The organism is Nocardia sp. NPDC004168, assembly GCF_040610355.1.
Lineage (GTDB): Bacteria > Actinomycetota > Actinomycetes > Mycobacteriales > Mycobacteriaceae > Nocardia > Nocardia sichangensis.
In genome coordinates this window covers 125,606-143,655 of record NZ_JBEXME010000006.1, presented here as the reverse complement: position 1 = coordinate 143,655, position 18,050 = coordinate 125,606, and the positions used below count along the sequence as shown (strand labels likewise).

Annotated in this window: 16 protein-coding genes and 1 pseudogene; 11 read left to right on the top strand and 6 right to left on the bottom strand. The window is 67.7% G+C overall.

The genetic code is table 11. The annotated features are described in order from the left end of the window. Window positions 1-58: 58 nt before the first annotated feature. Window positions 59-1,216 (bottom strand): alpha/beta fold hydrolase, encoded by a 1,158-nt coding sequence (locus ABZW96_RS14620; RefSeq protein WP_355074679.1) that lies wholly within the window; start codon window positions 1,214-1,216, stop codon window positions 59-61. Between the two features lie 111 nt (window positions 1,217-1,327). On the opposite strand from ABZW96_RS14620, the gene ABZW96_RS14615 reads away from it, so the two are divergent. Further along, window positions 1,328-1,921, top strand: a complete 594-nt coding sequence (locus ABZW96_RS14615) for a TetR/AcrR family transcriptional regulator (protein WP_355074677.1) — start codon at window positions 1,328-1,330, stop codon at window positions 1,919-1,921. Window positions 1,922-1,931: 10 nt separating this feature from the next. Here the strand turns inward: ABZW96_RS14615 and ABZW96_RS14610 are convergent, their stop codons facing one another. Then, window positions 1,932-2,333 (bottom strand): nuclear transport factor 2 family protein, encoded by a 402-nt coding sequence (locus tag ABZW96_RS14610; RefSeq protein WP_355074675.1) that lies wholly within the window; start codon window positions 2,331-2,333, stop codon window positions 1,932-1,934. A gap of 71 nt (window positions 2,334-2,404) precedes the next feature. Here ABZW96_RS14610 and ABZW96_RS14605 point away from each other — a divergent pair, with 71 nt between their 5' ends. From ABZW96_RS14605 to ABZW96_RS14595, 3 genes are all read left to right on the top strand, one after another. Further along, complete coding sequence (locus ABZW96_RS14605) at window positions 2,405-3,316, top strand: LysR family transcriptional regulator (RefSeq protein WP_355074673.1); 912 nt, start codon at window positions 2,405-2,407, stop codon at window positions 3,314-3,316. 245 nt (window positions 3,317-3,561) lie between these two features. Next, complete coding sequence (locus ABZW96_RS14600) at window positions 3,562-4,278, top strand: nucleoside/nucleotide kinase family protein (RefSeq protein ID WP_355074671.1); 717 nt, start codon at window positions 3,562-3,564, stop codon at window positions 4,276-4,278. An 82-nt stretch (window positions 4,279-4,360) separates the two neighbouring features. Further along, the gene (locus tag ABZW96_RS14595; protein WP_355074669.1) at window positions 4,361-4,909 is read left to right on the top strand and encodes a potassium channel family protein; all 549 of its coding nucleotides are present in this window, start codon (window positions 4,361-4,363) and stop codon (window positions 4,907-4,909) included. A 19-nt stretch (window positions 4,910-4,928) separates the two neighbouring features. Here ABZW96_RS14595 and pgi read toward each other — a convergent pair whose 3' ends face one another. Beyond that, window positions 4,929-6,566 carry a glucose-6-phosphate isomerase gene (gene pgi / locus ABZW96_RS14590; RefSeq protein WP_355074667.1) on the bottom strand — a complete coding sequence of 546 codons (1,638 nt, stop codon included), beginning with the start codon at window positions 6,564-6,566 and terminating at the stop codon, window positions 4,929-4,931. A 214-nt stretch (window positions 6,567-6,780) separates the two neighbouring features. Between pgi and ABZW96_RS14585 the strand changes: the two genes are divergently transcribed. Together ABZW96_RS14585 and ABZW96_RS14580 are read left to right on the top strand one after the other, a co-directional pair. Continuing rightward, on the top strand, window positions 6,781-8,238 hold the full coding sequence (locus ABZW96_RS14585; protein ID WP_355074666.1) for an NAD-dependent succinate-semialdehyde dehydrogenase: 1,458 nt from the start codon (window positions 6,781-6,783) through the stop codon (window positions 8,236-8,238). Between the two features lie 202 nt (window positions 8,239-8,440). Next, entirely contained in the window at window positions 8,441-9,649 is a 1,209-nt protein-coding gene (locus ABZW96_RS14580) for a hypothetical protein (RefSeq protein ID WP_355074664.1), read from the top strand. A 147-nt stretch (window positions 9,650-9,796) separates the two neighbouring features. On the opposite strand, the gene ABZW96_RS14575 is transcribed toward ABZW96_RS14580, so the two are convergent. Beyond that, window positions 9,797-10,090 (bottom strand): chorismate mutase, encoded by a 294-nt coding sequence (locus ABZW96_RS14575; protein ID WP_062977356.1) that lies wholly within the window; start codon window positions 10,088-10,090, stop codon window positions 9,797-9,799. A gap of 384 nt (window positions 10,091-10,474) precedes the next feature. Between ABZW96_RS14575 and pcrA the strand changes: the two genes are divergently transcribed. Next, window positions 10,475-13,060, top strand: a complete 2,586-nt coding sequence (gene pcrA, locus ABZW96_RS14570; protein ID WP_355074662.1) for a DNA helicase PcrA — start codon at window positions 10,475-10,477, stop codon at window positions 13,058-13,060. 57 nt (window positions 13,061-13,117) lie between these two features. Further along, on the top strand, window positions 13,118-13,543 hold the full coding sequence (locus tag ABZW96_RS14565; RefSeq protein WP_355074660.1) for a hypothetical protein: 426 nt from the start codon (window positions 13,118-13,120) through the stop codon (window positions 13,541-13,543). Window positions 13,544-13,733: 190 nt separating this feature from the next. Here the strand turns inward: ABZW96_RS14565 and ABZW96_RS14560 are convergent, their stop codons facing one another. Further along, window positions 13,734-14,048 carry a hypothetical protein gene (locus ABZW96_RS14560; protein ID WP_355074659.1) on the bottom strand — a complete coding sequence of 105 codons (315 nt, stop codon included), beginning with the start codon at window positions 14,046-14,048 and terminating at the stop codon, window positions 13,734-13,736. 215 nt (window positions 14,049-14,263) lie between these two features. On the opposite strand from ABZW96_RS14560, the pseudogene ABZW96_RS14555 reads away from it, so the two are divergent. From ABZW96_RS14555 to ABZW96_RS14545, 3 genes and pseudogenes are all read left to right on the top strand, one after another. Next, window positions 14,264-14,440 (top strand): annotated as a pseudogene (locus ABZW96_RS14555) (helix-turn-helix transcriptional regulator); the annotation flags it as partial. A 45-nt stretch (window positions 14,441-14,485) separates the two neighbouring features. Then, on the top strand, window positions 14,486-15,508 hold the full coding sequence (locus ABZW96_RS14550; protein WP_355075044.1) for a hypothetical protein: 1,023 nt from the start codon (window positions 14,486-14,488) through the stop codon (window positions 15,506-15,508). A gap of 295 nt (window positions 15,509-15,803) precedes the next feature. After that, window positions 15,804-16,205: a hypothetical protein gene (locus tag ABZW96_RS14545; RefSeq protein ID WP_355074658.1), complete on the top strand. Its 402-nt coding sequence runs from the start codon at window positions 15,804-15,806 to the stop codon at window positions 16,203-16,205. A 121-nt stretch (window positions 16,206-16,326) separates the two neighbouring features. On the opposite strand, the gene ABZW96_RS14540 is transcribed toward ABZW96_RS14545, so the two are convergent. Beyond that, the gene (locus ABZW96_RS14540) at window positions 16,327-17,709 is read right to left on the bottom strand and encodes a DUF1731 domain-containing protein (protein ID WP_355074656.1); all 1,383 of its coding nucleotides are present in this window, start codon (window positions 17,707-17,709) and stop codon (window positions 16,327-16,329) included. Between the last annotated feature and the right edge of the window lie 341 nt (window positions 17,710-18,050).

The following is an 18,050-nucleotide window of genomic DNA, read 5'->3' as shown; positions in this document are numbered from 1 at the left end:
AAGCGGTCCCCGGAGGCGAGGTGTCCGAATCGGCCCAGGAGTCCCCGCGCCGCAGATCTCAGAGGGCGTCGAGCCAGGTGAACATGTGGTGGAGCAGGGTGGAACGGGCGCCGTAGGCGCAGTGCTCCCCGGCGCCATCGACACTGTGCAGCGGAACCAACGTTGTGGGGCAGGTCAATTCGCGGTGTAGGCGCTCGGGCTGGCCTGCGAAGAAGTGGTCGTTGTCCGGGGCGAAGATGAGGGTGGGCGCCGTGATGCGATCGGCGAGGCCGTCGAGGGTGTATTCCCTTGTGCGGCGCAGATATTCGGAAATGGTGGCGGTGCCGAAGGACCACGGGCCGTTGCGCAGCGCCCACCGTGTGCCGGTGTGGTTGGCCATCATCAGATGTGCGACCGGATCCGCGACGTCATCGCGGCCTGCCATGACCCACTCGGCGGCGACGGCCGGGATGCTCGCGAAGTTCACGTCGTAGTAGCTGTAGATGCCGCCGTCGAGAATCAGCCCGGCGACGCGGTGTTCGAAGGCGGCGGCCCGCGGGGTCAGGAAGCCGCCGAGGCTGTAGCCGTAGAGGTAGACGTGCTCGGCGTCCACTTCTGCCCGCGTCAACGCGTAGTCCACGACCGGGGTGAGGACCGCTTCCCAGTCGGGGCGGAAGAACAATCGCTGATGCCGCAACGCGGCACCCTGGCCGGGGCCGTCGTAGGCGAGGACGTTGTAGCCGCGCGGCAGTGCCGCGGCCGCGAGGGCGAAGTACGCCTCCTCGGCCGGGGAATCGAAGCCGCTGGTGAGAATGATGGTCGGCCGGGGTGCGCCGGAGTCGTCGGCCAGGAACAGCAGGCCGGGCAGATGGGTGTCCTGGTAAGGGATCTCGACTGCCTCAACGGGCGTGTCCATGAGTTGGGCGGCTTCGGCGAAGGTGTCCTGGGCCCGTGCGAACAGGTCCTTCGCGACGGGATCGTCGAACGGATCGTCGCGGCGGAAGAACTCGGCGGTGCGGTAGTAGTTCGAGGCGCGCAGCAGCGCCTGTCTACCTCCGAGCGCGCGCGCCCGGTCTCCCGCGACGGTCCACTGTGTGCACCATGCCTCCTCGTCACCGTCGGGAACGGCGCGTGCGACAGCCAGCACCTCGCCGAGATCGGCGCCGCCGAACTCGGCGAAGCAGGCGGTCCGCAGCGCCTCGAAGGCAAAGGACTCGTCATCGAACAGGAACTTCACCGGAATCTCCTACGTCTATCCGACTACGTCAACACGATGGCGTATCGACGTTGAAACCGTAGATTACAACTACGTGTAAACGCAACCGTATCGTCGTGGCATGATGGGGGCATGACAGCCGAACGACGCCGTCCTGCCGGGGCCGCCGTAATGCAACCGCAGGTGACGGAGGCCATCACCGAAGCGGTGCTCGCCGAATTGGCGGAGGTCGGCTACGGCCGGCTCTCGATGGAGGCGGTGGCGCGGCGGGCCGGCGTCAGCAAGCCGACGGTCTACCGGCGTTGGCGATCGAAGGAGGAGATGGTGGCCGCTCTCGCCTCGACTCTGGCGGTCGCGGCCGCCGAGACTCCGGACACCGGCACCCTGCGCGGTGATGTCCGGGCCTATCTGGAGTCGGCGGCGGGCATGCTGTCACATCCGTTGGCGGCCAGGGTCATTCCCGATCTGTTGGCGGAGGCGTCGCGCAATCCGACACTGGCGCAGTCGCTTCTGGTCGGTGCGCGGGACACGCGGCGCGAGCGGGCCGCCGACATGCTGCGGCGGGCTATCGCCCGCGGCGAGCTGCCCGTGGATCTGAACATCGATCTGGCGCTCGACGTGCTCGCCGGACCGCTTTATTGGCGGCTGATGATCGTGGGGATCCCGATCGAGCCGGATTATCTGGGCCGCCTCACCGACTTGCTCATCGCGGGTTGGCGAGGCTGAGTCCTGCCTCTCAGGCGGGGCGGGTCAGCACGCGTTCGACCAACGCGGTGTCGCAGTACTCGACCACCTCGCGCAGTTTTCCTTCGGCGACCCGGAAGATGAAGCAGTAGGTCTGGTTGTAGGTCTCTCCGCGCGTGGTCACAGCCTCGGCGCGGGCCTGCACGACGACGCGGTCGTCCTCTGCGACGATCGTCTCTGCCGCGGAGCGGTATTCGGCGAACTGAGCCATCAGCGGACGCAGGAGTCCTTCCAGCACAGCTGATTTCGGCTGCCACGTACCGCTCCAGGACCAGTCGCCGGGGAAGACCCAGCGGAAGTCGTCGGCCATGGCGTCGCTGAGTGCGCGGGTATTGCCGAGGGACATCTGCTCGAAGATCTCGGTGAGCAGCCTCTTGTTGTCGATCGCGGTCATGCCCACGACGCTAGGGGCGTCCGAGATATGCGACAAGCGACTGTCTCGCATATGTGGTATGAGCATTGCACATGGATGAGTTCACCGTCTCCGGTCTCCGCGTGGTGCGGGAAGCCGCCGCCTGCGGGTCCTTCTCGACGGCCGCGGAGAACCTCGGTTACACCCAGTCCGCGGTGTCCAGGCAGATCGCGCTCATGGAGCGGGCGGCGGGCCGCGCGCTGTTCGAGCGACACGCCCGCGGCGTGCAGCCCACCGAGGCGGGGCGGATCGTGCTGCGGCACGCGGACGTGATCCTCGGCGAACTGGAGCAGGCCCGGCACGACATCCGTCATCTCACGGCGCGCCCGGCGGGCCGCCTGCGCGTCGGTGCGTTCTCCACCGCGATGGCCGCCTTGGTGCCCGGGGCGATCTCCGCGACCCGTGACCGGCAGGTGCGGATCTCGCTGCGCGAGGGGCTCAGTCCCAGACTGCTCACCGCCGTCTCGCGCGGACGCCTCGACCTCGCCGTGGTGACCGCGCCGGACCCCTTGCCCTCCGGCGTGGAGATCGAACCCCTGGTGGACGATCCGTTGCTGGTCGCGGTCCCGCCCACGCATCCGCTCGCGGGCGCCACCAGCGCGACCCCCGAGGTATTGCGCGATGAGCGATGGATCGCGGGCAGCCAGGAGCCGTCCGCCACCCTCCTCGGTGCTTGGCGCGACCCGGACTGGGAGCCGGACATCGCGTTCGTCGCGCGTGATTGGTTCGCCAAACTCGGTCTCGTCGCGGCCGGACTCGGTATCACGGTGGTCCCCGGCATCGCCGTCCCCGTGCTGCCGCCGACCGTCGCGCTGCTGCGCATCGACCATCCCGCCGCGGTTCGGCGCACGGTCATCGCGCATCGCGGCGACCGCGGAGCCGCCGATTCACGCGGTGCGTTCGCCGAAGCGCTGCGCGACCGAGCGGCCGACTTGTCCGCCCAGGTACGCCAGCGCCTTCGCTGATCGCCGCATTGTTCTCGTGGACCGGACCACGGGGGGCAGCGCACCAACGGACACGGCGACGAGCCCGCGCCGCATACGCGTCCGCTCCCGCCCTCTTGGAGCGTGATCCGCCCCTTGCCCAGCTGGAGCCGGGCAAGCGCGCGCGGCATCACTCTGTGGACGAGTGTGGATACCTTTGCGAGGCGCGAGCGCCGGTCAGCGGAAATGGCGATCCGAAGCGGTGGACCGCCGGTAGGGTGGCGGCGGTGGCAGGGCAGTTCGTCGACAGACCGTTGAGCTGGTTGGTCCGGCGGGTGCTGGATCGGGCCGGGCGGGGAAGGTATCTGGTCGGCATCACGGGGCCGCCCGGCGCGGGCAAATCCGCCTTGTCGATCGCGTTGCGCGACGCGATCAATACCGAGGCGGGCGGAGCGGTCGCCGAAATCGCGCCCATGGACGGGTTCCACCTGTCCAACGACGTCCTGCGGGCGGCAGGAAGCTCTGCGCGCAAGGGTGAGCCGGACACTTTCGATGTCGACGGTTACGTTTCGGAGCTGCGCCGCCTGCGCACCACGCCGGTAGGCGAGCCGGTGCCGTGGCCCACATTCGACCGGTCCATTGATGCCCCGGTTCCCGGTGGCGTGGTGTTCGACCGGCAGTCCATCGTCCTCACCGAGGGCAACTACCTACTGCTCGATGACTTCGGGACGCGGCGGTGGTCCGCGGTTCGCCCATTGCTGGACGAGTGCTGGTACCTGGACGCCGCGCGCGACGTGATCGAGAATCGCCTGCTGGACCGGCACATTCGCGGTGGCCGCACCCCCGCGGCGGCACACGACAAAGTGCACCACAGCGACTTGCGCAACGCTGACCTGGTCGCGACCACCCGCGAGCGCGCCGACCTCTTGCTGCGCTGGCATGCGGGAGGCTATGCGGTGGCCGGTCCGCCCCGGGCGGCAGCAGTCGATCCGAGCGTCTCGTAGTCGACGCGTTTCTGGGATCGCCACGCGCATCGTCCGGCGCGTGTGGCGTCTCTTGCGCTCCACCTGGGCCGATGATGGAGGAATGACGGAGAATCGCGCAGTCGGCAGGTTGTCGCGTGCCTTGCACAACCTGCTGGCCGTGGTGTGCGCTCTGCTGTTCTACTACTTCCTGCCGCTGAAGGCTTTGCATCTGGGCCGGTTGTCCGGCGTGTCGGCGCTGCTCGCGTTCGTCGTCGGCGTCGCGGGCTTGATCTGGCTGGCCCGGTGGCGCATCCGGCGGTACATCATGGATCCGCGCGCGACCGTCGGGCGCATCAACGACGTGCTGCTCGTGGTCTGCGTCGTAGTCACGTTCTTCGCCCTGTACTACTACGTGCTGGAATCGCGCGCACCCGGCCAGTTCGAGGGCCTGCACACGCGGACCGACGCGCTCTACTACACGATGGTCACGCTGGGCACGATCGGCTACGGCGACGTGCACGCGGTCGGGACCGCCGCCAAGGTGGCCACCATGGTGCAGGTCGCCTTCGATCTGGGCGTCATCGGCATCCTGATCGCGATATCGACCTCACACATCATCCAGCAGTTGAACGAGGCGCAGCGCAACCGTCCGACGGGCGGCGGCGACTAGCGCCGAGCGTCGCACGCGATCAGCGATTGGCGCGGTACCAGCGAATGAGCGAATCGGTCGACGAGTCGTCCTGCGGTTCGGGGTCTTCCGCCGACGTGAGCAGCGGCGCCAAGGCGAGCGCCTGCTGTTTGCCGAGTTCGACACCCCACTGGTCGAAACTGTCGATGCCCCAGATCGTGCCCTCCACGAACACCTGATGCTCGTAGAGCGCGATCAGCTGACCGACGACGGACGGGGTGAGGCGCGGCGCGAGGATGGTGGTGGAGGGACGGTTGCCCGGCATCACCTTGTGCGGCACGATCGCCGGATCGGTGCCCTCGGCGGCGATCTCCTCCGCGGTCTTCCCGAAGGCGAGCACTTTGGTCTGCGCGAACAGATTGCTCATCAGGATGTCGTGCATGCTGCCGGTGCCGTCGCTGGTCGCCAGATCGTCGGTGGGCTGGGCGAATCCGATGAAATCCGCCGGAATGAGGCGGGTGCCCTGGTGCAGCAATTGGTAGAAGGCGTGCTGGCCGTTGGTGCCCGGCTCGCCCCAGAAGATCTCGCCGGTGGAGGTGGAGACCGGGGTGCCGTCGGCGCGGACCGACTTCCCGTTCGACTCCATGGTCAACTGCTGGAGGTAGGCGGGGAAGCGGGCCAGATCGTTCGAGTACGGCAGCACCGCATGCGATTCCGCCCCGAAGAAGTTCGAGTACCAGACACCGAGCAGGCCGAGCAGCACCGGAGCGTTCGCCTCCAGCGGCGCCTCGGCGAAGTGCCGATCCACCGCGTGCATACCGGCGAGGAACTCCGCGAAGCGCTCCTTGCCGACGGTCGCCATCACCGACAGGCCGATCGCGGAGTCCACCGAGTAGCGGCCGCCGACCCAGTCCCAGAAACCGAACATGTTCGCGGTGTCGATCCCGAACCTCGCGACCCGCTCGGCATTGGTGGACACCGCGACGAAGTGCTTGGCCACGGCGTCCTCACCGAGCGCGGCGACCAGCCAGCGCCGGGCCGCGGTCGCGTTGGTGAGCGTCTCCAGGGTGGAGAAGGTCTTGGACGCGACGATGAACAGGGTGGTGGCCGGGTCGAGCCCGGCCAGCTTCGCGACCAGGTCGGCGGGATCGACGTTGGAGACGAACCTGGCGCCGATGCCCGCGTCCTCGTAGTGCCGCAGCGCCTGGTGCACCATGACCGGACCCAGATCCGATCCGCCGATGCCGATGTTGACCACCGTCGTGATGCGCTCGCCGGTCGCTCCCCGCCACGCGCCGGAGCGCAGCGCGTCGGTGAACTCGCCCATCCGCCGCAGCACCTCGTGCACCTCGGCGCCCGCGTCGACGCCGTCGATGACCATGGTCTCGCCTTCGGGCAACCGCAGCGCGACGTGGCCGACCGCGCGGTCCTCGGAGGTGTTGATGTGCTCGCCACGGAACATCGCGTCGCGACGATCGGGCACGCCCGCCTCGCGCGCCAATTCCACCAGCAGATGCAGGGTTTCGCGGTTCACGCGGTGCTTGCTGTAGTCGATGCGCAGGTCCGCCACCTGGACGGTCAGCTCGCTGCCCCGGGCCGGGTCGTCGGCGAAGAACTCCCTCAGGTGTCGTCCCGCGACGGTGCCGTGGTGATCGTGCAGTTTCCGCCATGCCGCCGTCGCGGTGATGTCGCTGCTCACGTTCGCCGAGACTACAAGCAGGCACCGCCGCGCGCACGGCTGCGGGCGCGGAGAGTCGGTCGAATCGGCGTCGAAGGTGGACACCCGTTGCCACACCGGACTTACCCCGACCGTGCACACGAGGGCGCAACGCGCGAGCCCATGCGGTGGACGTGGGTCCGATCCGGGGTCCGCGTCCGTTCCAGGATGAGGTCTCGCGGCATAGGCTGGCCGCATGGTGTCCGAACGTGAACTTCTCGAATCCGTGCCGACGCAGTTGTGGATCGGAGGGCGGGCCGTCGACGCCACCGGTGCGGGTACCTTCCCGGTGCACAATCCGGCGACCGGGGAGGTGCTGGCGAACGTCGCGGACGCGACGCCGGAGGACGCGCTGCGCGCACTCGACGCGGCCGTCGCGGTGCAGGACGAGTGGGCGGCCACGCCCGCCAGGGAGCGCGGGGAGGTCCTGCGCGCGGTGTTCGAGCGGATCACCGCCAGCGCGGAGGAGTTCGCCCTGCTGATGACCCTGGAAATGGGCAAGGCGCTGCCGGAGAGCCGCAACGAGGTGCGCTACGGCGCCGAATTCTTCCGCTGGTTCAGCGAGGAGGCCGCCCGCGTGCACGGGCGCTATCTGCACGCGCCTTCGGGCACCGGCCGGATCATGGTGCACAAGCAGCCGGTCGGCCCATGTCTGGCGATCACGCCCTGGAATTTCCCGCTCGCGATGGGGACGCGCAAGATCGGCCCCGCGCTGGCGGCGGGCTGCACGATGATCGTCAAGCCCGCCTCGGCGACGCCGCTGACCATGCTGCTGCTCGGCAAGCTGTGCGGCGAGGCGGGACTGCCCGACGGCGTACTTTCGGTGCTCACCTCCAGCCACTCCGGCGCGGTGACCCAACCGTTGATCGACGACGCCCGGCTGCGCAAACTCACCTTCACCGGCTCCACCGAGGTGGGCAAGAAGCTGGTGGAGAAATCCGCGAACCGGTTGCTGCGCACCTCGATGGAACTCGGCGGGAACGCGCCGTTCGTGGTGTTCGCCGACGCCGACGTCGATGCCGCGGTGCAGGGCGCGATGTTGGCGAAACTGCGCAACGGCGGCGAGGCGTGCACCGCCGCCAATCGCTTCCACGTGCACAACAGCGTGCTCGAGGAGTTCACCACCAAGCTGGTCGAGGCGATATCCAGCAGTGTGCGGCTCGGGCCGGGCGCCGACCCGGACACGACGCTGGGCCCGCTGATCAACGAGGAGCAACTGCGCACGGTCGGCGAATTGGTCGACGACGCCGTCGCGAAGGGCGCACAGGTGCTGATCGGCGGCAAGGCGCCCGACGGCCCCGGCTGGTACTATCCGGCCACCGTGCTGCGCGACGTCCCGCCACAAGCCAGGATCCTGCGCGAGGAGGTCTTCGGCCCGGTCGCGCCGATCGTCGGCTTCGGCACCGAGGAAGAGGGGCTCGCCGCCGCCAACGACACCGAATTCGGGCTGGTCAGCTACGTCTACACCCGCGACCTCGATCGCGCGCTGCGGATCGCCGAGGGTTTGGAATCCGGCATGGTGGGCGTCAACCGCGGCGTCATCTCCGACCCCGCCGCCCCCTTCGGCGGCGTCAAGGAGTCCGGCTTCGGCCGGGAGGGCGGCACCGAGGGCATCGAGGAATACCTCTCCACCAAATACATCGCGCTCACGTGAGAGCGTGCCGCGGATTCCGCGCCACTGAAGGCGATCGATCGCGCACCTGAGGGTCGAATCCGGCCTGTCGGCGCCGACCCGCGCAGCCCCCCTGCTTTCCGGGGGACGACTTCGTCGATCATCGACACTAGCCTCTACCTGAGGTCCGAGGAGGCGGCGAAGGGGCTGATTGTGAGAAGGTGCGGGTGCCGGTGACGCCTGATTGAGCAACGGCATCGTCAGAGCCTTCTTGCGGGCCGTGGACGATCTGAAACGGCTGACCAAGAGGGAAGCCGAGGGCCTCGCGGACATGAAAAAAGGCGCGGCCCGCGCTTCCCGGGAAGTCATCGATGTGCACACGCACGGTGACGCCGACGGTGCGCTCGCGATCCGACGCGCGGCAGGGGGCGATGCCGGTCCCTTGCCGGATCTGTGCCCCCCGCCGCCGGACCGAGCGTCGCTGAGCCGGGCCGGACAGAGACTCGAAGCCGAACTGAATCGACGTTTCGGCGAGAACGGACCGACCGACGAGGACCTGTATGACTTCATAGCCAACCGTCGGCTGTCCCGGCTGGAGCAATACGCCATCATCGACCGGAGAATCGAGGAAACAGCGGCTTCTCTCGGCCGGGACAGCGCCGACCTACGCGAGCAGATGCGGCGTGAACTGAAGGACGCGCTCGACGGGAAACCGCTCGCCATCCGCGTCCGCGACGACAAACTCGTGGCACTCCTCGAGGAAGGGCGAATCAGGGGCAGCCGCAACCCCGTGGGCGTTCGCGCTCATGCCGAAGAAGAGTGGTTCGGCCCGCACGTCCACGACAACCCGCCCGTCTACGGCTACGTTGCCGTGGACGGAGTGCGTCCTTCCCAAGACGGCATGATCGATGGGTTGTCGGAGCTGAACTACGGCGACAATCAGATCTACCTGAAGCCGGAGGTCCGGTCACGAACGACCATCACGTTCGGTGACTCGCTGGTGGAAAGGGAACGGGCGATACCCTCCCCCCTGGACAACCCGTCGGAATATTCCTATGGCGTCGGAGTGCGCGATCTCGCTCCTATCGGCCGCGACTATCTCGGAGCAGATTTTCGCGCCAGCCATTTCATCGAAGCCCAGATGTTCGATCTCACAACCGCGGACATAGATTTCATCGGGTTGCACCAGTCACCCAGTCCGGCGTTGCGACAGGCGCTGGACCAATCCGGAGTGGATTGGCGTGTCCTGACCAATCGCACGATCGCGGCGGAGGGCAGCCCCGCAGAACGAGCGGCCGCGATCGAACGGACGAGTCAAGACCTCGAGCATCTTCGCCATGTGCATCCCGTTATGCGCTCGCATGCCGAACCGCTCGAAGCAGAGCTGAGGGCCGACCTGCGGGCGCTGAACGATTCCACCTCAGGTGATGGACCGGCCGCCGAACCCGGATAGCGTCGGTGGACGCCTTCCACCAAGCCGACGGTCTGAAAACCTTCCGCGCTCCTCTGGGGGCGGACATGAAGTGACCGCCCCGGATGGCATAGCCCGGGGCGGTCTATTCGAAAGCGACGGTCTCGCGAGCGCCGCGTGGGGGTCAGATCAGTGGCCGAGACGACCGCGGCCGAGGCGAAGCAGCAGCATGGCGAGGGTGTGGCCCTCTTGGCCGAGCTCGCTGAAGCGCTCCAGCACCTTCATCTCGCGACTGTGCACGAGGCGCGGCCCGCCTGACGCCATGCGCGTCCGGCCGATGATCCGGGAGATCTCCGTCCGGCGCTTGATCGCGGCCAGGATCTCCGCGTCGAGACGGTCGATCTCCTTGCGGAGCTTGTCGATCTCGGCCTCGGTCTGCGGCAGCGCGGATTCGGACCCGGTCGTCGTGGCAGGGGTGCTCATCATTCATCTCCTCGTGTCAGAACATGGATCGGCGGGTGCCGAAGGCTCGTTACCGATCAGTTCTTTCACCGTGAAACAGACCTGGTGGGGCCTTGTATTGTCCCCCCAGAAGGCGTGCTCAGGTACAGGCTCCGCGATCCCGGCGTTCGGCTGGCAGCCGAATCGGATGTCTTGCGAAAGCGCTGAGCATGTCGCCAGTGTGCCACGGGTAGGGGGGTATGCAAAACGTATACGTTTGGCAATGTCGCGAGAAACGCAGGTCGTTTCGCCCGCCCTTCCCACCAGGGGGAGTTCACCCGCCGTTCAGTCGACCGGCGCCGAACCGATACCGATGTCACCCGGGGCTTCATCTCTGTCGGTGCCCGCCGGTAGCGTGGATGGACGATGGACATCACGGTGGCTCCCAAGACACAGGGCGGTCGGGTCGTGCACCCGGATCCGACATCGAAACCGCAGCTCGCCGGCGGTAACGTGGCGGAGGGGCGGCAGCCTGCCTCCGTTCCCGAGGCGCCGCCAACGGACGCCGAGCGCGAACGGCAGCGCGTCGAGCGGGAACAGCGGCGCGCCGAGGAGGCCGAGCGCCTGCTCGACAGCCTCAATCCACAGCAGCGCGCGGCGGTGGTGCACACCGGATCCCCGCTGCTCATCGTGGCGGGCGCGGGCTCGGGCAAGACGGCCGTGCTCACCCGCCGCATCGCCTACCTGCTGGCCGCCCGCGGTGTCACGCCAGGCCAGGTGCTGGCCATCACATTCACCAACAAAGCCGCCGCGGAGATGCGGGAGCGGGTGACCGGGCTGGTCGGCCCGCGGGCGAACGCCATGTGGGTGTCGACGTTCCACTCCAGTTGCGTCCGCATCCTGCGGACCCAGGCGGCGCTGCTGCCCGGCCTGAACTCGAACTTCTCGATCTACGACGCGGACGATTCGCGGCGCCTGCTCACCATGATCAGTCGCGACCTGGACATCGACGCCAAGAAGTACTCGGCGCGCCTGCTCGCGACGGCGATCTCGAACCTCAAGAACGAACTCATCGACCCCGCCCGCGCCATCGCCGACGCGGAATCGGACGACACGGAGCTGCCCGGCCTGGTGGCCAAGGTCTACACCGAATATCAGCGCAGGCTGCGCTCGGCGAACGCGCTGGACTTCGACGACCTGATCGGCGAGACCGTGGCGCTGCTGCAGCACCACCCGCAGGTCGCCGAGTACTACCGCCGCCGGTTCCGGCACGTGCTGGTGGACGAGTACCAGGACACCAACCACGCGCAGTACGTCTTGGTCCGCGAGCTGGTCGGCCACCACGTGGAAGGCGGCGACGAGGACCGGGTGCCGCCGAGCGAACTGTGTGTGGTGGGTGACGCCGATCAGTCCATCTACGCCTTCCGCGGCGCGACGATCCGCAATATCGAGGAGTTCGAGCGCGACTTCCCCGACGCCGAAACCATTCTGCTGGAGCAGAACTACCGCTCCACCCAGCACATCCTCTCCGCCGCCAACGCGGTGATCTCGCGCAACGAGAACCGGCGCGAGAAGAAGCTGTGGACCGATTCCGGCGAAGGCGACCTGATCACCGGTTACGTCGCCGACAACGAGCACGACGAGGCGTCCTTCGTCGCCCGCGAGATCGACCGGCTGGTCGATCAGGGCGAGGCCAACTACGGCGACGTCGCGGTGTTCTACCGCACCAACAACAACTCTCGCGCGCTGGAAGAGATCTTCATCCGGATGGGCCTGCCCTACAAGGTGGTCGGCGGCGTCCGCTTCTACGAGCGCAAAGAGGTGCGTGACGTGGTCGCCTACCTGCGCGTGCTGGAGAACCCGGAGGACGCGGTGAGCATGCGCCGCATCCTCAATACGCCCCGCCGCGGCATCGGTGACCGAGCCGAAGCCTGCGTGGCTGTCCATGCCGAACAACGGGGGATCGGTTTCGCCGCCGCCCTGCGCGACGCCGCCGAAGGCAAAGTGGCGCTGCTGAACACGCGCGCTCAGCGCGCCATCGCCGGCTTCCTGGAATTGCTCGACGACATCAGGGCCGCGGGCGAACAAGCGGAGTCCGACTTCCCCGACCTGGGCAACGTCGTCGACGCGGTGCTCGAGCGCACCGGTTATCGCGCCGAGCTGGAGGCGTCCGACGACCCGCAGGACGGCGCCCGGCTGGACAACCTCAACGAGTTGGTCAGCGTCGCGCGCGAGTTCAGCTCCGAGGCGCACAACAACGCGGAGGCCGCCCGGCAGGAGGGGCTGTTGCCCGAGGTGGGCGAGGGCGAGCCGGATCCCGGTTCGCTCGCCGCGTTCCTCGAGCGGGTCTCGCTGGTGGCCGATACCGACCAGATTCCGGACGAGGGCTCCGGGGTGGTCACGATGATGACGCTGCACACCGCCAAGGGGCTGGAATTCCCGGTGGTGTTCGTGACGGGTTGGGAAGACGGGCAGTTCCCGCACATGCGCGCACTCGGTGATCCGACCGAGCTGGCCGAGGAACGCCGCCTCGCCTACGTCGGCATCACCAGGGCCCGGCGGCGGCTGTATCTGACGCGGGCGGTGGTGCGTTCCGGCTGGGGCCAGCCGGTGTCGAACCCGGAATCGCGTTTTCTGCAGGAAATTCCGGGTCATCTCATCGATTGGCGTCGGCTCGAGCCCGCCGGTTCACCCGCGACGAGGGGTCTTCGGCGGCGTGGCGGGGACGACGACGGGCTGGAGCGGGACTGGACCCGCGGCGACGGCTGGGCGGAGCCGCGTCCAGGCTTGCGTGATCGCGGTCCGCGCAGGCCCGCTCCCGGCGGCGCGACCCGCAACAACACGAATTTGGTCCTGGCCGTGGGCGATCGGGTCAGCGACGACAAGTACGGTCTCGGCCGCGTGATCGCGGCGGAGGGCTTCGGCCCACTGGCCACGGTGACCATCGACTTCGGCACCGCGGGCAAGATCCGGTTGATCCCGCAGTACAGCCGGACGTTGGTCAAGCTATGAGCCGCGTGGGCCTTTCGACCCTGCCCTTGCCGGTGTCGCGCCGGTAGCGTCCGCGACGTGGATACGATCGCACAGCATCTCCTGTGGTTCCTGCCCATGCTCTGGCTCGGCATGGTGCTGGCCATCTCGTTCCTGGAGGCGCCGCTGAAATTTCGCGCCCCGGGGGTCACACTGGCGCTGGGGCTCGGCATCGGCCGCCTCGTGTTCCGCGCGCTGAACACCGTGGAGGCCGTGCTCGCGGTGCTTCTGGTGCTCGCCGCAGTGATCGTCGGCCCCGGCGCGGCGACGTGGGCGTGGCTGGGCGTCGCCGCGGCAGTGCTGGGCGTTCAAATCGTGGTGGTGCGCCCGCCGCTCTCACGCCGCTCCGATCGCGTGCTGGCGGGCGAGGAACTGCCGCGCTCCCACGCGCACTATTGGTACATCGGCCTGGAGGTCGTCAAGGTCGTCGCGTTGGTCGCCCTCGCGATCACGGCGGCGCCATAGGCAACGCCGATCATCGACGGAGCAGGTGCGTCGATTTCCGCCGCCGTAGCTCAGCCAGGGACTTCGCTTGTCGTCGCCGTGGTCCGGGCATTCCGTCCATACCGCGCTCCTCGTGGGATGAGCGGAGCGCGCACCAGTCAGCCGAAATTCGCCAGCCCGACAGCTCGGCACGACCCGCCTCGAGATCGTGTCAGCGCGGCTCTCGCGAGGTGTCCGGCTTCATCCGCCCGGCCTCGATGAGCGTCTGCCGGGCCGCCGCCTTACGCGGGCATTGATCGGCTCGGCATGCCCTGTGCCGTTGCATGGTCTGATCCGCTTCCGGAACGCTCAACGGCGTTTCGGGAGCTTCGTGCGGCCAACCGGCAGGCCACAGCCCGGGCTCGGGCCGCTCGGCGCTGATCCGTTCGCGTTCGCGTGCGGCGCGCCACTCGGCGGCTACGCGATCGATGATCGCTTGCGCCGACATGTCGTCTTGCTCGCCGTCTCGCCACCAGTCGAACCCCATCGCGTTCACCCCTGCTGTTCTCGTTCGTCATGTGGACGCACGCCACCCGGCGAGGTGGTGGTCACCGCGAGCCGCTCACGGCAGGCGGTGCGTTCGTTCCTGGCGGAACGGACGCGCCCGCCGGGTGGGTGCGGCTGCAAGCGTCGCGCGTAGAACTTCGCTCTGGACTGGGAAAACGGCTACAGCGCGTCTACTGATCCGCCTACGATTCACGCATGGGGACGGACGGGGGGTTTCCTCCTGATATCGGGGAACGTCTGCGGGCCGCCAGGCAGGCGGCGGGCCTATCGCTGGCCGAATTGGCAGCGCGCATACCGTTCTCGCGCAGTTACCTGGGCCATGTGGAGACGGGAACGCGCGCCGCCTCGGCCGACGTGGTCGCTGCGTATACGCGCGCATGCGGCGAAATGACGTGCGACCCTGTCACACTGGTCAGTATGTTGGGTCGAGCGGACGTCGACCGGCGCTCGTTCCTGCGTGCGTCCGTCTACAGCGCCGCGCTCTCCGCGACAGCGCTGGTGTCGCAGTCCGATATGGCCCGGTTGGTCCGGGTCGATGAATCAGCACACGTCGGTATGCCGGAAGTCCGTGCCGTCCAGGGAATCACGGATGCCTTCCTGCGCATGGACGAAGTCAAGGGCGGCGGCATCGGCCGAACCGCCGTCGCCGAGTTCCTGAGTACCGACGTCGCGTCCCTGCTGCGGTCGCGGTTCGCCGATTCGACGGTCCGTTCCGCCGCCTTCAGCGCCGCCGCCGAATTGGCATACTTGGCCGGTTTCAAAGCGCATGACGCCGGGGCGGACGGTATCGCGCAGCGGTATTTCCTGTCGGCGTTGCGGCTGGCGGAGGAAAGCCAGATGCCCGGCCAAGACGCATGGGTGCTGCGCATCCTCGCCATGCAAGGAACCGATATCGGCCAGCCTCACTTCAGTCCCGCCCTCGCCGAAGCGGCCGTAACTCGGGACGGCGGCCGACTCGGACCGGATGCGACGGCGTTGCTCACTATGGCTGTCGCCCGCTGTCACGCCGAAACTGGCGACCACGGCGGAGCACTGGCTGCCCTGCGGACCGCTGAACCACACATAACTCCTGACCTGACCAGCGAACAACCCCGCTGGGTGTCGATGTGGTGCCCGAACAAGGGCACGGTCGTGGACCAGGCCGCGAAGACGTTCCTTGCTCTGGGCGACCTCGCCAATGCCGAACGTTATTACGAGCTCGCCACCGACATCTGGGATCGCGAGACGCACGCCCGCGTGTGGGCGCTCAGCGCTGCCGAAACCGGGCTGCTGCACTGGAAACGCAGCAAGCATACCGATGCCGTCGACATGTGGCGCTCCGCCTTACCCGCGTTGCACGCCGTCAATTCCGCGCGTACCACCACTGCTTTGTGCAAGATTCGCCGCACGGCCCCCGAACTATTCGAGGACACAGCCCCCACCGGCACTCCCGCACTGTGAGCCCGGTGCCGCCGTGCCGATTGCAAAGGGTATCTGAAAGGTCGCTACGGAATTGCTCGCCAGCACGGCACCGTGACAGCGCACAGTACGTTGCTGGCGGTCGGTTGCCCCGTTGCTCAACGCTCTCCAGCCCAGACCAGTGGTCGTGACCTCCGCCCGGATGGGTTCGGCGCACGTCGGAATGCCGGACTGGGTGCGGCACCCAGAACTGCCGTGCCAGTAAATCGGGTGACGGCTTGCTCGTATGGTCGTAGCCTTCGCGACGTAGCCCGCTTTGTACCGTCGAGGACGCCTGATGATCAGCGAAACGATTCCCATGTGGACCTCCCAGCGCACAATGGTCCCCCTGCGCGATTTGCTCGAGTTGTTCCCGCCGAACAACTGGCGGTGGGTGGTCGAGGAGTTCGACGGGACGTTCGGTCGAATGTCCACCGGAATCACTCGTCCCGCCTGGGCACAGTTCCAGGAGATGGTGTCCGCCGGTGCAGTGGCATTCGATTGGGATGGAATCCAACAGTTCGCGCACGGTGTTGATCAAATGATCGATGGCCGGATTGTCGCGACCGATGAGAACCACACCACTGTCGTTCAGTTGGACGCGTTCGACAGCACCGAATACGAAATCATCATCGATCCAGGCTGGGTCGGAGCGGCTGCGTTCGTTTCCGCTGTCCGGTCCAAACTGGGCTCCCCGTGACGCATCGTAGGCGGGCAGTCCGGGGGCTCCGACGCTGCGTAGACGTGAGCGATACGGTCCGTACTTCCCTGGCGTGGACCATCCTGCCGGAGAGGCCGCATGACCGGTCCGTTTCGCGGTGTCAATGCGGCAGCAGGTCTGCCAACGCCTTGTCGAGGGTGGGGTAGCGGAAGGTGAAACCTGCCTTCTTCAGTACCTCCGACGTGGCGTGACGGCCGGTCAGACCGAGGGCCGGATCGGAGCGCAGGAGGAGCGCGCCTAGCTTCAGCACGAATTCCGGGGTCGGCGGCGCGGGCGGCCGGTGCAGGCGCTTGCGGAGGACGCGCATCAGCTCGCGGTTGCGAACCGGTGTATCGGTGGCGGCTACCAGGATTCCGTTCGGCAGTTCTAGCGCCGGATCGAGGCCGAGTGCGGCGCGAACGATCGCGAGCCAGTCCTCGATGTGGATCCAGCTGAACCATTGTTGGCCGGGCCCGACTCGACCGCCGAGCCCGGCTCTGGTGAGTTGAGTGAGACGTTTCAGGGCGGGCGCTTGTGGGTCGAGCACGATCGAGGTGCGCAGAATCGTCCAGTGCGCCGCGCGGGCGGAGTCGAAGGCGCGCTCCCACGGTTCGGCGACGCCGGTCATCTGCGGCAGCCCGATCGGCAGGGGAGTGCTTTCGGTGCAATGGGTTTCGCCCGCATCGGACCAGATCGCGGTAGTGCTCGCCTGCACCCAGTAGTCGATCGGCGCGTCCAGCGTCGCGGCGGCGGCAACCAGAGCGCGGGTGGAATCCACTCGGCTGGCCCGTAATTCGGCGATGTTCTCCGGCGTCGGTCGGCAGTCGACCAGCTTCCCGGCGAGGTTGACGATCGCGGTCCGTCCTGGATTACGGAGTGCCGCAACCCATTCGCCGACCGACTTGCCGTCCCACTCCGCTTGATCGAACGGCAGCTGGGGATCGCGACGGCGGGTGAGTATGACGGCGCGATGCCCACGACAGGTGAGGTCGGCGGCGACATGCCTGCCCAGCCCGCCGGTGCCGCCCGGGATGACCACCGTGAGCGCGTCGGCGGCGGGCTCGAGTTCGGCTGAGCGGGCCAAGCGGGCGAAACACACCCGCACATCGGTTTCCAGGAAGGCGGCGTCGAGCAGCCGGGCCATACCGGCCGACGCGCCGAGGAAGGTCAACCGCTGGGTGATTTCGGTGCCGCCGTCGCGCGGCGTCAGCGTCCAGGTCAGCCGCATCCGCCCGAGCGGTTCGGGTTGCTCGATCCGCAGCTCCCGTTCCGGCCGGACAGCGGCGACGATGAACGGCAGCACGGCGCGCCCGTGCAAAGCGCGGTGCGCCTGCCCCTGCGGCACATAGCTTCCCGTACTGCCTACTGCGATCGGACTGTAGAGCCGCACCGACGCGATCCCCGGGTTCCATTCCGGCCATCGCGGCGGATCGGCGAGTACCTCCCAGATCCGTTCAGCAGGCAACGCGATGAATTGTGTGTACGTCGTTGTACGTCGTGCCATGGGCTCGACGCTAACCCGATGTCTGCCACGGGGGAATCGTGTGCATCGTCATGTACCGCGACACACCTCGACTCAACGAGAATGCGCTGGCCAGGCTGCGCGGGCGAAGTCTCGCGCTAGAGGGGGTCGCGCCGGGCCGTTACGGATTCGCGACTTGCAATTACCGAGCGGATGAGGCGACCGCGCACGGGGCGAAGTTTCGCACCCGAAGCCGGGCCGCACGCCCGCGTTCATGGTGAGCAGCCCGCTGCGATGGGCGAGCACGGGCTGGCCGGAAGCTATGTGCTGTAACCGGTTTCGCACACCCGCATTCATCGTGCGCGAACACAGCGGAGGAGCGT